Here is a 15,195-nt window from a genome sequence, read left to right as displayed (position 1 = left end):
ATCTACCCTTTCGCTTCGCTTTGTCCTTCGCCGTCCGCCTTGCGCTTCTGCCGGCCTTCCACGAAGTATCGCACGCGCACGAGCAGCATCAGACCGACCGCGACGAGCAGGCATAAGACGATCGGCAGGCCGAACATTTGGAAAACAAGCAGGACGAACGTCCCGATCCCGATCAACACGTAGATGATCGCGTCCTTGAGCAAGGGCAGCTTCCGAACGCGAAACACCTTATTGTACACGTAAGTTACGAGCACGTAGATGATGGCGTACGTAATCCAAACGTGCTCAAAGAGCCATTCGTTCATGTGTTGACCAACTTCTTATTTTTTTCCGCCCGCTCCCGCTCGCTCTTGTTGAGGATCTTCTTGCGGAGACGGATCGATTTCGGCGTAATTTCGCAATATTCGTCGTCGTTGAGGTACTCGAGCGCCTGCTCGAGGCTCATGAGGCGAGGCGTCTTCAGACGGACCGTGTCGTCCTTCGACGCAGAACGAATGTTCGTCAACGCCTTCTCCTTGCAAATGTTGACGATGATGTCGTTGTCGCGGTTATGCTCGCCCACGAGCATTCCTTCGTACACCTCGGTCCCCGGCGTCAAGAACAAAATGCCGCGGTCTTCGACGGACGCCATGCCGTAGAACGTCGCCGTGCCGGTTTCGCTCGCCACGAGCACGCCTTGGTGGCGGCCGCCGACGCCCGCGCCCGCATAGGGGCCGTAAGAGTCGAACGCATGGTTCATGATGCCGTATCCGCGCGTCAACGTCAGGAAATCCGTCCGGTAGCCGATCAATCCGCGGGAAGGAATCAAGAATTCGATCCGAACGTTGCCGCTGCCGTTGTTCGTCATGTTGACCATGTCGGCCTTCCGGGTGCCGAGGCTCTCCATGACGGCGCCCATGCTCTCTTCCGGCACGTCGATGAGCAGCCGTTCGATCGGCTCCATCTTCACGCCGTCGACTTCCTTCACGATAACCTCCGGCTTCGAAACCTGGAGCTCGTAGCCTTCGCGGCGCATGTTCTCGATCAGGATGCCGAGGTGAAGCTCGCCGCGGCCGCTGACGACGAAGGCGTCCGGGCTGTCGGTGTCTTCGACGCGCAGCGCGACGTCGGTTTCCAGTTCCTTGTACAGACGCTCCCGCAGCTTCCGGGACGTGACCCACTTGCCTTCGCGGCCCGCGAACGGCGAGTTGTTGACGACGAACGTCATCTGCAGCGTCGGCTCGTCGATCGTAAGCACCGGCAGCTGCTCCGGGTTCGCCGGATCGGCGATCGTCTCGCCGATGTTGATTTCCTTAATGCCCGCGATCGCGACGATCTCGCCCGCGCCGGCTTCTTCGATCTCGATGCGCTTCAGTCCTTGGAAGCCGAACAGCTTCTCGATGCGCGCCGTGCGCTGCTTGCCTTCGCGGTCGAGCACCGCGACGGATTGTCCCGCGCGAATCGTGCCGCGGTTGATGCGGCCGACGGCGATGCGGCCGAGGTATTCGTTGTAGTCGAGCAGCGTGACCAAAAATTGCAGCGGGTCTACCGTGCTCTCGGTCGGCGCCGGGATCGACGTCAGGATCGTCTCGAACATCGGCTGCATCGTAGGCTCTTGCGCGTCCGGCTCGAGACCCGACGTGCCGACGAGACCCGAAGCGTACACGACCGGGAATTCGAGCTGTTCGTCGTCCGCGCCGAGCTCGATGAACAAGTCGAGCACTTCGTCGATGACCTCGGCCGGTCTCGCGTTCGGACGATCGATCTTGTTGACCACGACGATCGGCGTCAGATGCGCTTCCAGCGCCTTGCGAAGCACGAATTTCGTCTGCGGCATGCAGCCTTCGAACGCGTCGACGACGAGCAGTACGCCGTCGACCATCTTCATGATCCGTTCGACCTCGCCGCCGAAGTCAGCGTGTCCCGGCGTATCCACGATATTGATCAAGTGGTCCTTATACATAACCCCGGTGTTTTTCGCCAAGATCGTAATGCCGCGCTCGCGTTCCAAATCGTTCGAGTCCATGGCGCGTTCGACGACGGCTTCGTTCTCGCGGAACGTTCCCGCTTGCTGCAGCAATTTGTCGACGAGCGTCGTTTTGCCATGGTCGACGTGCGCGATAATGGCGATGTTGCGAATTTTGTCTCTTGAAATCATGTTCGTATTCTCCACTCCAATTGGATTTATGTCTTTATCTGTTCACAAAAGAAGCGCCGGAGACTGATCCGACGCTACGCCTAAGTCCTTCAAATTATACGCGCATATTCGCGAAAAAGCAATCATTTTAGCGGAAATTCGGTCTTCTTGCAATGACGGCGACGCCTGCCACGATCAGAACGAGGGCGACGACGAAGCCGTTCACGAAGACGAGCAGCGTCACGAGCAGCGCGAGCAGCGAGGCGGCGCCGACGCCGAGCGACAGCGAGCGGAGCGGCGGTATGCGTTCCGCTTCGGCGAAGAGGTACGCTCCGGCGGCGAGCGACAGCGGCAGCAGCGGCCACAGCGCCTTCATCCAGTGCCATCCGAACCAAGCGCACAACAAGAACGCGATCGAGGCGCCTACGAGGAACGCGGCGGGCACGTAAGCCGCCGAAGGCAGCCGTCTCGTCCAAACCGCCCAAAGCAGAAGTCCGCCCGCGGCGAGCGGAAGCAGCGGCCAAAACCAGGCTCCGAGCGCTTGGAAAAATCCCAGCTTGCCCAATGCGATGAAGATGCCCGCCGCGATGATAGCGATTCCCAGCGGCAGCGTACGGTTTTTCATTTCGACCACTCCCGTCTACACGTAGACGTCAAGTTACGACGCCGTTTGCTACCAGTGTATCGGAATGTTGTCGAAAATTCCACACTATGTTACTTTCGCCGTACGCCGTTTCTTCCATAATCCCGCCGCTACGACGACCGCCGCCGCGGCCGCCGGCAGCAGCCAATGGACCGCCTGCGATTCCGTGCCGATCCAGCGCGCCGCCGTCGGATCCTTCAGGAACATCTCGCCGGCCGTAAATCCTAAGATGCCCGCCCCGATGTAGATCAAGACCGGATATTTGTGGAGCAAATTCATGACGAACGTGCTGCCCCATACGATGAGCGGAATGCTGATCAGGATGCCGATCACGATCAAGAGCCAGTTGCCTTCGGCGATCGCCGCGATCGCCAGCACGTTGTCGAGGCTCATGACGAAGTCCGCGACGATGATCGTCCAGACGGCCGCTCCGAGCGTCGCCGCGCTCTTGATGTCTTCGTGTCCCTCGTCGTCGAGTAGCAGCTTCACCGCGATGTACATCAGGAGCAGACTGCCCAGCAGCTGGATCATCGGAATTTTCAGCAAGAACACTGCCGCCACCGTCAGCACGATCCGGAGCGCGACCGCCCCGACCGCCCCCCACCATACGGCTTTCGCCCTTTGAGCGGCGGGCAAGTTTTTGCTCGCCATCGCGATGACGACCGCGTTGTCCCCGCTCAGCACGATATTGACCATTATGATCTTTACGATCAAGAAGAGGCTTTCCACGCGCCTCCCTCCTTCGATTCGGGTTCGTCCCACTTTTCTACGTTTCATTGTATGTGACAAGCCGTCCGATTATGTTCTTCGAGACGGGCGAATACACACTTGACGGACTTCGGAACATGCGCGTATACTTATGACATTGGAAAAAGGGGAGTAGCTGCCACATCAAAGTCGTCAATACGGAACCCCGCGTTCCCGGCTTTGTTGGCAACGGACACCGTTGTTAGCAAGACCTTTGCCGATGCGTTCTTTTCGCATAGGCGAGGTCTTTTTGTGTTTTATATACATTTTATAAGGAGTGGGGAGAAAAATGGACATCATGTCTCCGGATTTCTGGGCAGCTTTAATCACCATCATTTTCATCGACCTCGTGCTTGCGGGAGACAATGCCATTGTCATCGGGATGGCGGCGCGGAAGCTGTCCCCCGAACAGCAGAAGAAAGCGATCTTCTGGGGAACGTTCGGCGCGGTGGCGATTCGGATCTTGGCCACGGTGCTCGTCGTGGAGCTTCTGAAGATTCCGGGCCTGCAGCTGGTCGGCGGCTTGCTGCTCGTCTGGATCGCTTACAAGCTGCTCGTGAGCGACGAAGGGCATAAAGACGTCAAAGCGAAAGACAACTTGTGGGCGGCGGTGCAGACGATCGTTATCGCCGACGCGGCCATGGGCCTCGACAACGTCATCGCGGTCGCCGGCGCGGCGCACGGGGACCTGCTCCTCGTCGTAATCGGCCTGCTCGTATCGGTTCCGATCGTCGTCTGGGGCAGCACGCTGTTCATCAAGATCGTCAACCGCTTCCCGCCGATTGTCTACATCGGTTCCGGCGTGTTGGCCTTCACCGCGGCGAAGATGATCACGCACGAGCCGTTCATCCACGATTGGTTCGCGAACCCTGCGGTGTACTGGGCGTTCCTTATCGTCGTCATCGTCGGGGTATTGGTCGCCGGCAAGCTTCGCAACGCCAGAGGCGTCATCGGTAAGCCTTCCACCTCCACCGACCACGAAATGTAAGAGAAATGGAGCTGTCCCGAACGTCGTCAAGACCGGGGCAGCTTTTTTTATGTATCGACCGATGTTGGGGTCGGACGCAAACGAAAGGGGCTGTTCCCTTGAGCAGATTGATCTCTACTCTTGGGACAGCCCCTTCGTTGTATTATCCTCGCGCGCCGAGCACCTTGCCGACGTACGCCTGCGTCTCCTTCGGCAGACGGTTCATCGCCGTCGCCAGATCGGCGTCCGTTCGAATTCCGAGCCGGTCGACCCGGCCCGGGCCGGCATTGTAAGCCGCTAACGCGACGCCCTCGTTACCATTGTACTTCGTCAGCAGGTACGATAAGAAGCGCGTTCCGCCGTTGACGTTCTGCACGGGGTCGAACGAGTCGGAGACGCCGAGCGATCTCGCGGTCGCATCCATGAGCTGCATCAGCCCCTTCGCTCCCGCGTGCGATTCCGCGGTCGGGTCGAAGCCGGATTCTACGCGGACGACCGCGCGCACGAGCGCAGGATCTACGCCGTATTTCGCGCTCGCCTCTTGAATGATGCCGTCGATGTCCCCGGGGGCGGGCGCCGCGGCTTCGTACGTCGTTCCGGACAGTCCCGCCAGCTTCAGCGGCATCGCGCCGACGAGCCCGTCGAGGCCGAACGTCGCCGAACGTTCGTACGCCTCGTCCGCAAGCGTGCCGTTGCCGGCCTGCGCGGTCAACAGCTGCAGCAGCGCGGCGAAGTTCGGCGAGGAGCCGGAGCCGACCTCGCTTCCGCCCAGCGACGCGGAAGTAATCTCGGTCGTGGACAGAAACTGCGTCTTCAGCCAGGCGGTAATCAGCTTAGGGTCGACGGAATTGATGCTCATAGGGACGTTATCGCTCCGATTCTTGGATTGGTTGTCCTCATTATAAAAGATTTCCCCTGTTTGCTCCATCGTTTTTTCCAAGGAGAATCCGACCAGCCGCGTACGACGGAAAAAAAACGCCGCCCGCGCACGGACGGCGTCCTCCATTGCCCTGTCTGCGCTACACCGCGTTGTTCGGAAGTAGGGCCAAAAAAATAACGAAAGAAATAATGCCTAACCCCATCGACCATATGCCGAGTTTCTTGCGCCCTTTCGCGAACGCCATGAATCCCACCACGATCGCCGCAGGCCCGAGAATGCTCCCCAAGACAAAGAAAGATGCGATCGCGAGAAAGATGCCTACCCAGCCGATCGTCTTTCCCGCGTCGAACGGTTTCGCCGCCGCGCCGTTCGATGCCGCTCCCGCGGGTACCGCCAGATCGGATCCGAACTCCGTGTCCCGCTCCTCCGGCCCGAACAACGAGACCGTCGTTCCCTTCGGCTCCGACGTTTCCACAGCTTGCTTCTCCGCTACCGGATGGACCGCTTCCTCCTGGAAGAACGCCTTATCCGATACGGACGATTCGCTCTCGAATTCGGTCTCCGGACCGAAAGACGACGAGGCGTCATCCGAGACCGACCGATCCTCCATCGATTCGTTCACCGCGAACCCTCCTCCTTCGGCGCTGAAGCTGCCGCGCCTCGAGTTATTCTTTCGGCTTGAAGGTGTGGCAGCACGTCGTGGACGACGTCTTGGCATCGTCCTGATGCTCCGTGTCGAAGCTTTCGCCGGCGAACTCCGCGTTGAAGTCCATCCTTGCATGCTTATCCACGTCGATCATAATGGAGTCCGCGCCGCATCGATTGCCTTCCTTGTAAAAAGTACAGTTTGACACGCTGCATTTGACTTGTGTCAAAACAATCACCCCCTCCTCAGGTTTCCCGTCGGCAGGGGGCGATTATGTCGTCCAATATTTATGCGCGTTCGCCTTGCATGCGTCGCTGCGTAATGTAGTCCGTCTCGTAATACGCCAAGTCCTCGCGCAGCTCTTCGAAAATTTTGGACAAGGCGAGCGTCAAATCGCGAACGTCGCGCGTCGGCTTCTTCCGGAACCGAATCGCGTCTTGTCCGGTGTAGGCGTAACGGCCGTCCTCGGAATAGCATTCATGCTTCGGATAGAAGAAGTTGTTAACGGAGCTATGATAAACGTCGTACAATACGCGTTCCGCATATTCGTTATTAAACGTCGGACGGCGCAGCGCCACGCCTAGCTTCTCATAGTTGACGTCGGAAAATACGAGCAAATGCCGCATGTCCGACAAGAAGCCGCGGTTGAATTCGTCCATGGCCGGATCTTGATCCGGGTTCAGTCCCGACAGCGTTACGCTGTTAAGGAACGGTTCGATCGCTTCGATCGCCGATTTCAATTTGTCTTTCGTCGTTTCGCACAATTGTTGGACGTTATGGATAGCCATGAATGGATTTCTCCCCCTTACTCATTTCGCCCCGGCGGGCGCCTTGCTCAACCCCAATCCTAACATAAAACGCGAAAAAACGGTACTCCTTGTACACGTGAATAACCGTTATTCCAATTGACACCCTAAGAACAGCTAACGAGCGACAGAGGGGAGCGGAACGACCGCATGAAAGGGATAAAATTTCCGTTAGGGTTAATCGCGGGGCTCGCGGCCTTGGCGCTGCCGATCGGCTTTCTTATGAATCGGGCGGATCCGCCGGGGCAAAGCCCGGCGCCGAGCGGCATGAGGCCAGCGGCGGCGGACGAACACCGCGCGAAGCGCACGATTCTCGCTAACGACGTCGCCATGACGGAGGAGCTGTGCCGGCTGCAGTGCCGCGACGACCTCTCCTCCATGGCGCGGAACATGCCGAGAACGAAGGAGGGCGTCAAGCGGGCGCTTGCCGACATGAGAACCGAACACCCGCATCTTCACGCGCTGGCTTTCGTGCCCGCCGAGGGGACGGGCTTCGAGTCGGGCGACGTCATCCGGGACGGATCGCTCGGGGACGCCGTTCCGGACGCAGAGCAGCGGTTTCGGGACGCCGTACGAGCCGTCTCGAGGGGCGAACGTTATGAATCCAAGGCGCTTCGAGGGAACGACGGCGACTCGTATATCGTGCTGGGGGAACCCGCGAACGGGGCGGGCGGCGAGGCCAGCGGCGGCATGGTCGGCTTCGTGCATCAAGACGTGCTCCGGCGGGTAGCGAATCATCAGATGCGGAATTTGCGTCTGCGCGAATTTCCCGACGAAGACAAGACGTTCGGCATTCGCGCCGTCGATCCGAAGACCGGCCGGGAGATCGACGTGGACACCCCCGAGGAAAACCAAGGCGTCAGCCATTACCGGAAACGGGAGGTCGTCGTCCGCTTCAAGGATAAGCCGACGCCGAAGCAGCTCGAGCGGATGCGCGTCGAGACGCGCGCCGTCTCCGTGAAGCAGCTTGGCTATGCGTACGTGTTCGATTCCAGCGACATGACGACCGCGCAGTTGATGGATTACTTCAAAGACCATAACGTGGAATACGTCGAACCTCATTATATGTACGTGACGAACGAGACGTCGGCGTACCCGGACATCGTGCCGAACGACGAGCTGTACAGCCGGTACCAGTGGAACCTGCCGATCATTCAGACGCCTGCGGGCTGGTCGGTTACCAAAGGGGCGGAAGAAGTCGTCGTCGCGGTCGTCGATACGGGCGTGACGCTGTCGCACCCCGATCTGCAGGGCCACTTGGTGGACGGCTACAACGTCGTGGATCCGGCCCAGCCGCCGGCGGACGACGTCGGGCACGGCACGCATGTGGCGGGCGTCGTCTCCGCCCTCGTGGATAACGGGCAAGGCGTCGCGGGAATGACGTGGTACAACAAGGTAATGCCCGTGAAGGTACTGGACTCTACCGGGATGGGAAGCACGTATTCGGTTGCGGAGGGCATCGTCTGGGCGACGGATCACGGCGCGAAGGTCATTAATATGAGCCTCGGCAACTACGCCAGCGCCAGCTTCCTGCACGATGCGATCCGATACGCGTTCGACCGGGACGTCGTGTTGATCGCCGCTACGGGCAACGACAATACGAGCCAACCCGGATTTCCGGCCGCGTATCCAGAAGTGTTGGCCGTCTCGGCGACGAACCAACAGCAGGAGAAGGCGTCGTTCAGCAATTACGGCGACTACGTCGACGTCGTCGCCCCGGGCGAAAATATCGCCAGCACCTATACGGAAAACCAATACGCCGCGCTGTCCGGTACGTCGATGGCCAGCCCTCACGTCTCGGCGTTAGCGGCGCTCATCCGTTCGGTCAACCCGACGCTGAAAAATACCGAGGTATACGACATTATGCGCAAGAGCGCCGTCGATCTCGGCGCGGCCGGCAGGGACGCGTATTTCGGGTACGGGCAGATCAACGTCCCTCGAGCGTTACAGCTGGCGACGGGACAGAAGCCGCAGGAGGCGGCGCTGGACGAAGATTCCGGGACGCGGACGGTGGGGCGCGAGTCGTCGTTCCTCGAACAGCTGCTCCGCTCGATCTTCGGGGCATAACGAAAACAATGCGAAGAAAGAGCCGTCGATTCGTTCGACGGCTCTTCCGCGTTGTAAAGCTTATAAAGTTGGTGACAAGAGAAGTTTGCCGTAAGCCGGGTTCTGTGCTTCCAGTGGTCGTAACGGGTCACCTGCCCTCCCACCGTTGAAGCGACAATCATCTATCTAGGCGACGCATTGCTGCGCCGCTCCAGCGACCAACCCGAACGCACCCCGGGCAAGGGTCGCAGCGCGAAGCTGCCGCGTTCCTCTTAGGTCTTGCTCCAGGTGGGGTTTACCAGCAGACATGTCGCCATGCCTCCTCGTGGTCTCTTACACCACGGTTCCACCCTTGCCTGTGCTTTCTCGCGAAAGCCATCGGCGGTCCGTTTCTGTGGCACTATCCTTCGTCTCGCGACGACTGGACGTTATCCAGCACCCTGCCCTATGGAGCCCGGACTTTCCTCCCGCGGGTTGCCCCGCCGGCGATTGTCTGTCAAACTTCTCGACTAGAACAAGTATACGCGCATTCGGGTCGCGTTGCAATGCTAGGAAGTTACCAACGCTGCCAGCGCGGCGACCGCGGCGCTACAAGAAGACGAACGGCTCGGTCGAACCGGCCGACGCGTACGCCTCGACGTCCCACCCTTGCGCCGCCGCGTGGGCGTTCAGCCGCGCGGCGACCGCCGCTTTCATGATTTGCTCGATATGATGTCCCGGATCGATCAATGCGATTCCGGCGGCCAGCGCGTCGTGAGCCGTATGGTGATCGAGATCGCCGGTGACGAACGCGTCCGCCCCGGCGGAGATCGCATGCTTGACGTAGCTTCGTCCCGATCCGCCGAGGACGGCGACCTTCCGTACGACCTTGTCCGGGTCGCCGACGAACCGCAGCGCCGGCACGCCGAACGCGGTTTTCGCCCGCTCGGCGAATGCCTTCAGCGTCGTCGGCGAAGGAAGCGATCCGACTCGCCCGAGGCCGAACGGTTCGCCCGGCAGCTCCAACCGGAACAAATCGTAAGCGACCTCCTCGTACGGATGCGCCGCCAAGAGCGCCTTCACCGCGGCCGCCTTGCGCCGCTCGGGCACGATCGTCTCGAACCGGAGCTCGGAGGCGGTCTCGAGCCGTCCCGGCTCGCCGAGATAAGGAGCCGCCCCTTCTTCCGGCAGGAACGTGCCGGTGCCTTCGGCCGAGAAGCCGCAATGGCTGTATTTTCCGATCTGCCCGGCGCCCGCCGCGAATACGGCTTCCCGCACCCTGTCCGCGTGCGAATGCGGCACGTACGCGACCAGCTTATACAACGTCTCCACGACGGACGTCTTGAGCGGTTTCGTCGACGTCAAGCCGAGCGCGTCCGCGAGCAAGTCGTTGACGCCGCCCGTCGCGACGTCGAGATTCGTATGCGACGCGTACACCGAGACGTCGTTCGCGAGCAGCTTCTTAATCAGCTTCCCGTCGGCGCGGTCCGTCCGGATCGCGGCGAGCGGCCGGAAGATGATCGGATGATGCGCGATAATGAGCCCCGCCCCGCGCGCGATCGCTTCGTCGACTACCGCGTCCGTGACGTCCAGCGCAACCGCGACCCGCTCGATCTTGTTCTTCAACGAGCCGATTTGCAAGCCGATCTTGTCGTCGGGCTCCGCCAGCGCGGGGGGCGCCCACGATTCCATCCAATAGACGACCTGCCTTACGTCGACAGCCATTGCAGCACCTCGCTAACCTCGTTCCGCTCCGCCGTCAGCTCCGCGCGCTTCTTGTGCGCTTCCGGCTGTTCGGATCGGCCGATGCGTTCGATCAATTCATCCAGCTTCGCGACGTATGCGGTCCACTTCCGAGCGAACAGCCGCGTCGGCGACCGGAGAAGATGCGGTCCCATCAGCAGCAGGACCGACCGCGACAGCGTACCGCCGCCGCTCGGCGCGGGAACGCCTTCGTATAAGGCTTCGTTCCATGCGGCCGCCTCCGCTGCGTCCGACGGCGCGTCCGCCGCCAGCACCTCGTACAGTAAGCCGTCTTCCTCAAGCAGCGTCTCCTGAACGAGCTTCCAGCCGTTCTCGAGCAGCCACGCGCGCACGAGCCGCTCCCCCACGTTCGGCTGCAGCACGAGCCGGCGCACCCCTGCGAGCGCGGCGGCGCCCCCCGACAAAATGTCGACGATCGTTCCCCCGCCCATGCCCGCGATCGTAATCGTCTCGACTTCGTTCGGCTCGAGAACGGCCAGACCGTCCCCGATCCGAACGTCGATCTTGCTTGCGAGTCCCGCCGACAACACTTGCCGTTCCGCGGCCCGCGCCGGACCGACATGCACGTCGCCGGCCACGGCGTTCGGGATGATCCCGCGCTGCACGAGCGACACGGGCAGCAGTGCATGGTCCGTTCCGATATCCGCGAGCGCTCCGCCCGGCAGCGCGTACTCCGCGACGGCCGACAGCCGCTTGGATAGTTGAATCATCTTATACAACCCATTCCGTCCATAATTTTCTAAAGAAGAATGCCGTCGCTCCGAGCGCTGCCAGCTTCCCCAGCATCAACGATTGCGTTACGGCGAGCGGCTGCTCGGTGAACGCGTAGGCGTACGTCTCCGGCACGAACCAGAGCAAGCACGCCAGAATGAGGAACACGGCGCCGGACTGCTTGGCGCGTCGGCTGAGCAGCCACCCGATCCACCCGAATACGCCCGCGAGCGGAACCCAGCTAAGCTCCAAAGCGACCCAACCTTCCGGCGCGACGATGCGGTTGACCGCAGCCGAATACACGAACATCAGCACGATCCAGCCGCACAGATGAATCCAAGGCACTCGGAGCGCGACCCCGAACGCGATCCAGATGATCGCGCAGCAAGCGATATAGAACGCAGGTGCGGTCCAGTCCCCCGCCGCCCCGGCCCCGCTTTCATCGCCCAGCAGCAGCGCGCCTCCGGCCAGCAGCGCACCCGCTCCGACGCCGAACAGCGCGTAAGAAAGCAGCGGCTTTCGGTTCCGAAAATAGGCGCTGACGCCGTGCGCGGCAAGCACGACCGCGAGGAACACCCCGATTTGCAATAGCGGTGGAAACAAGCTAAAATGTAGACCAACGTAACAAAACAAACCAATGCTGCCAATTAGTAGCAGCCAATGCAACGGGTTGCTTTCCACGATTTTTCGCTTGCGCTCTTGCTGCACGACCGTCCCCGACGCTTCGGGGTCGCGATACAAGTTAAGCAGGAAATCGCAATAGTGGTCCGGCAGCAGCTTGCTGCGCTGCCAATGTTCGATTTCCTTGACGATCAAAGCTCGCTTCTCTTGATCCATTCGGCAACGCCGCCTCCCGCCATATAGGGAAAAAGACCCCGACCGCACGGCGGATGGAGGTCCTTCTCGACGATTTATTCTAAGAAATCTTTCAACCGCTTGCTGCGGCTCGGGTGGCGCAGCTTCCGGAGCGCCTTGGCTTCGATCTGGCGGATGCGCTCGCGCGTTACGCCGAATACCTTGCCTACCTCTTCAAGCGTCCGAGTGCGGCCGTCGTCCAAGCCGAAGCGGAGGCGCAATACGTTCTCTTCTCGCTCGGTGAGCGTATCGAGCACATCCTCGAGCTGTTCCTTCAGCAGCTCGTACGCTGCGGCGTCGGCCGGCGCGAGCGCCTCTTGATCCTCGATGAAGTCGCCTAAGTGGCTGTCGTCCTCTTCGCCGATCGGCGTCTCGAGCGATACCGGCTCCTGCGCGATCTTCATGATCTCCCGAACCTTCTCGGTGCTGAGATCCATCTCCTTCGCGATTTCCTCCGGCGTCGGCTCTCTTCCTAATTCCTGCAGCAGCTGCCTCGATACGCGGATCAGCTTATTGATCGTCTCCACCATATGTACGGGGATGCGGATCGTTCTCGCCTGATCGGCGATCGCGCGGGTAATCGCTTGGCGAATCCACCATGTCGCGTACGTACTGAATTTAAAGCCCTTGTCGTGGTCGAACTTCTCGACCGCCTTGATCAGGCCCATGTTCCCTTCCTGAATCAAGTCGAGGAACAGCATGCCGCGGCCGACGTACCGCTTGGCGATGCTGACGACGAGACGAAGGTTCGCTTCCGCGAGGCGGCGTTTCGCCTCTTCGTCGCCGTTTTCGATTCGTTTGGCCAGCTGAATCTCGTCTTCCGCCGATAACAGCGGCACCCGTCCGATTTCCTTCAGGTACATCCGTACGGGATCGTTGATCTTCACGCCCGGCGGCAGGGACAAATCTTCGTCGAATTGGAAGTCGTCGTGATCGTCTTCCGGAAGCGCCATGCCTCCGTCTTCGTTCTCGTTCACGACTTCGATGCCCTGCTCCGCGAGCACCTCGAAAAACTCGTCGATCTGCTCCGCGTCCTGATCGAACGGGGACAGTCTCTCCGTGATATCTTTATACGTAAGCGTCGAGCGCTTCTTCCCTTGTTCCAATAGTTGCTCTTTGACTTGTTCCAAGGTCAGTTCGGTCTCTTGCTCCGTATGCTGTTCGTTCGTCATTCGACAACTCCCTCCTCCTTAGATCCGTTGCCCCAACTGCTTGAGCTCTCTCTCTAAGGTAATGATCTCGATTCCGATTTGCGCGGCGGCGGCGAATTCCTCCGCGCGTTCGGCTCTTGCAAGCTGCTGTTGCTTCTGCTTTAACTTGAGCTCCAAGTCGTGTTTGCGCACTTCCGTCAAGCAGTCCTCGAGCACCTTCTCGTTGATGGCGTCCTGGGGGACCGAGAGCAAGATGCTGCTCGCCAAAGCCTCCAAGGCGTCGTCATGCAAGGTGCCGACGAATCCGCTAGGATTCGGCTCCCTGCCGGCGGCATAGTAAGCATATAAATAAGCAGCGATCGCCGCATGAGCTTCCACGTGAAATTCCCCGCCCAACTTCTCTTGGACGAGCTTTGCGGCATCTTCGCTGTACATCATAGCGGCCAAGAGCTGCCGCTCCGCCGAATAATAAGCCGGCCGCAGCGCGGGGACCGCCGGGGCGGAACTCCCCTTTTCATTCATATCAGTATTCCACGGAATTTCGTTCTTATCCCCTTGCCCTCTCACTTTTTGACGAATTTCGTTCATCTCTTGTTTCAAAGTTTCAAAGGCGTATTGCGTTTCTCCGGCGAGTTCTTTCACGTAATGTTCCCGCTCGGTAGGGGATTCGAGCGCCGCTACGATGCGAAGCGCCGATCGAACGAACGATAATTTGCCCCCGTCATCTTGTAGTGTATGTTCCTTCTTTAAATATAGTATTTTATATTTTGTCGAAGAAACGGGGTTTCGGATGACGTTCGCGAGGAACGCATCGGGACCGAAAGCGGCGATATATTCGTCCGGATCCTTGCCTTCCGGCAGCAGCGCCACCTCGCATTTCATGCCAGCCTTCTCGCAGAGCAGCACGGTTTTATGCGCCGCCGCCTGTCCCGCGCGATCGCCGTCGTAACAGACGAGGATCGAATCGCAGTATCTTCGGAGCATCGCCAGATGCGTCTCCGTAAGCGCCGTGCCGAGCGTCGCGACGCCGTTCTCCACGCCGGCTTCCCGGGCCTTGATGACGTCGACCATTCCCTCGAACAGCACCGCTTGACGTTGCTTCCGAATGGAAGCCTTCGCGAGATGGAGCGGGTACAACACCTTGCTCTTCTGAAACAGAGTCGTCTCGGGCGAATGCAAATACTTCGGCTGCGCGTCACCGACGGCGCGCCCGTTGAAAGCGACGATCTTCCCTGCCGCGTCCCAGATCGGGAACATGACGCGATCGCGGAACCGGTCGAAGTAATCCGTCGAATCGTTGCGAGCGGCGATCAATCCGGCGCGCTCGGCGACGGGGGGCGGAAACCCCTTCGTCTGCAGAAACTGCAGAAGACTGTCTCGCAGCGGCGGCGCGAACCCGATCTCGAATTCGTCGATCAGCTTCTGGGAAAACCCGCGGCGCTTCAAGTATTCGTATCCCGCCTGCCCTTGCTCCGTTCCTCCGAGCACGAAGTGGAAAAACTTCGCGGCCTCCTCGTTCGCGGCGATAAACCGCAACGCTTCGCGCTGCTCTTCCGTCATCTCGGACGGCGCCGGGGCGAAATCGTATGCGACGCCCGTCGTCTCCGCCAAGGCGCGTATCGCTTCCGGAAACGACAAGCCTTCGGACTTCATCAAAAACCGAATGGCGTTGCCTCCGGCTCCGCAGCCGAAGCAGTGAAAGATCCGCTTCTCCGGCAATACGTTGAAGGAGGGCGTCTTTTCGGAATGGAAGGGGCACAAACCGAGATACCCGCGGCCGCTCCTCGCGAGCGATACCGTTCGACCGATCAGTTCGACGATGTCGGTCTTCTCGAGCACGGATTGAATGACGTCCTCCGGAATCGATCCTGTCCTCATCCCAAA

General features: G+C 60.1%; 15 protein-coding genes and 1 other RNA gene. 2 read left to right on the top strand and 14 right to left on the bottom strand.

What is annotated here, in order from left to right; all coding sequences use genetic code 11:
• Positions 1 to 2: 2 nt before the first annotated feature.
• From FE782_RS20290 to FE782_RS20275, 4 genes are all read right to left on the bottom strand, one after another.
• On the bottom strand, positions 3 to 305 hold the full coding sequence (locus FE782_RS20290) for a YlaH-like family protein (RefSeq protein WP_138196078.1): 303 nt from the start codon (positions 303 to 305) through the stop codon (positions 3 to 5).
• Positions 302 to 2,137, bottom strand: coding sequence for a translational GTPase TypA (typA, locus tag FE782_RS20285; RefSeq protein WP_138196077.1), 1,836 nt, complete (start codon positions 2,135 to 2,137; stop codon positions 302 to 304). The genes FE782_RS20290 and typA overlap by 4 nt, the downstream gene beginning before the upstream one ends.
• Before the next feature lie 127 nt (positions 2,138 to 2,264).
• Positions 2,265 to 2,741 carry a hypothetical protein gene (locus FE782_RS20280; protein ID WP_138196076.1) on the bottom strand — a complete coding sequence of 159 codons (477 nt, stop codon included), beginning with the start codon at positions 2,739 to 2,741 and terminating at the stop codon, positions 2,265 to 2,267.
• Positions 2,742 to 2,825: 84 nt separating this feature from the next.
• A complete protein-coding gene (locus FE782_RS20275) occupies positions 2,826 to 3,488 on the bottom strand; it encodes a TerC family protein (protein WP_238392582.1) in 663 nt (220 codons plus the stop codon).
• A gap of 307 nt (positions 3,489 to 3,795) precedes the next feature.
• On the opposite strand from FE782_RS20275, the gene FE782_RS20270 reads away from it, so the two are divergent.
• Positions 3,796 to 4,494, top strand: a complete 699-nt coding sequence (locus FE782_RS20270) for a TerC family protein (protein WP_138196074.1) — start codon at positions 3,796 to 3,798, stop codon at positions 4,492 to 4,494.
• A 142-nt stretch (positions 4,495 to 4,636) separates the two neighbouring features.
• Here the strand turns inward: FE782_RS20270 and FE782_RS33130 are convergent, their stop codons facing one another.
• The 4 genes from FE782_RS33130 to FE782_RS20250 form a co-directional block, all read right to left on the bottom strand.
• Positions 4,637 to 5,332 (bottom strand): lytic transglycosylase domain-containing protein, encoded by a 696-nt coding sequence (locus FE782_RS33130; RefSeq protein ID WP_274388734.1) that lies wholly within the window; start codon positions 5,330 to 5,332, stop codon positions 4,637 to 4,639.
• A 160-nt stretch (positions 5,333 to 5,492) separates the two neighbouring features.
• On the bottom strand, positions 5,493 to 5,975 hold the full coding sequence (locus FE782_RS20260; protein WP_138196072.1) for a hypothetical protein: 483 nt from the start codon (positions 5,973 to 5,975) through the stop codon (positions 5,493 to 5,495).
• Positions 5,976 to 6,018: 43 nt separating this feature from the next.
• Positions 6,019 to 6,228, bottom strand: coding sequence for a DUF1540 domain-containing protein (locus FE782_RS20255; RefSeq protein ID WP_138196071.1), 210 nt, complete (start codon positions 6,226 to 6,228; stop codon positions 6,019 to 6,021).
• Between the two features lie 58 nt (positions 6,229 to 6,286).
• Positions 6,287 to 6,787, bottom strand: a complete 501-nt coding sequence (locus tag FE782_RS20250) for a YpuI family protein (RefSeq protein ID WP_138196070.1) — start codon at positions 6,785 to 6,787, stop codon at positions 6,287 to 6,289.
• 168 nt (positions 6,788 to 6,955) lie between these two features.
• Here FE782_RS20250 and FE782_RS20245 point away from each other — a divergent pair, with 168 nt between their 5' ends.
• Entirely contained in the window at positions 6,956 to 8,872 is a 1,917-nt protein-coding gene (locus tag FE782_RS20245; RefSeq protein WP_138196069.1) for a S8 family peptidase, read from the top strand.
• A 76-nt stretch (positions 8,873 to 8,948) separates the two neighbouring features.
• Here the strand turns inward: FE782_RS20245 and rnpB are convergent.
• The 6 genes from rnpB to dnaG all read right to left on the bottom strand — a co-directional run bounded on the left by rnpB (position 8,949) and on the right by dnaG (position 15,189).
• Positions 8,949 to 9,356, bottom strand: an RNA gene (gene rnpB, locus FE782_RS20240) — RNase P RNA component class A.
• Positions 9,357 to 9,439: 83 nt separating this feature from the next.
• The gene (locus tag FE782_RS20235) at positions 9,440 to 10,555 is read right to left on the bottom strand and encodes a Nif3-like dinuclear metal center hexameric protein (RefSeq protein ID WP_138196068.1); all 1,116 of its coding nucleotides are present in this window, start codon (positions 10,553 to 10,555) and stop codon (positions 9,440 to 9,442) included.
• Entirely contained in the window at positions 10,540 to 11,304 is a 765-nt protein-coding gene (locus FE782_RS20230; RefSeq protein WP_138196067.1) for a tRNA (adenine(22)-N(1))-methyltransferase, read from the bottom strand. Before FE782_RS20230 ends, FE782_RS20235 begins: the two co-directional genes overlap by 16 nt.
• 1 nt (position 11,305) lies before the next feature.
• Entirely contained in the window at positions 11,306 to 12,142 is an 837-nt protein-coding gene (locus tag FE782_RS20225) for a hypothetical protein (RefSeq protein WP_138196066.1), read from the bottom strand.
• A 74-nt stretch (positions 12,143 to 12,216) separates the two neighbouring features.
• Positions 12,217 to 13,332 carry an RNA polymerase sigma factor RpoD gene (gene rpoD / locus FE782_RS20220; protein ID WP_138196065.1) on the bottom strand — a complete coding sequence of 372 codons (1,116 nt, stop codon included), beginning with the start codon at positions 13,330 to 13,332 and terminating at the stop codon, positions 12,217 to 12,219.
• Positions 13,333 to 13,350: 18 nt separating this feature from the next.
• The gene (dnaG, locus tag FE782_RS20215; protein ID WP_138196064.1) at positions 13,351 to 15,189 is read right to left on the bottom strand and encodes a DNA primase; all 1,839 of its coding nucleotides are present in this window, start codon (positions 15,187 to 15,189) and stop codon (positions 13,351 to 13,353) included.
• Between the last annotated feature and the right edge of the window lie 6 nt (positions 15,190 to 15,195).

Origin of the sequence: Paenibacillus antri (genome assembly GCF_005765165.1) — a bacterium.
GTDB classification, from domain to species: domain Bacteria; phylum Bacillota; class Bacilli; order Paenibacillales; family YIM-B00363; genus Paenibacillus_AE; species Paenibacillus_AE antri.
The sequence above is the reverse complement of the archived record's forward strand: the minus strand, read 5'-3'. Positions and strand labels throughout refer to the sequence as shown.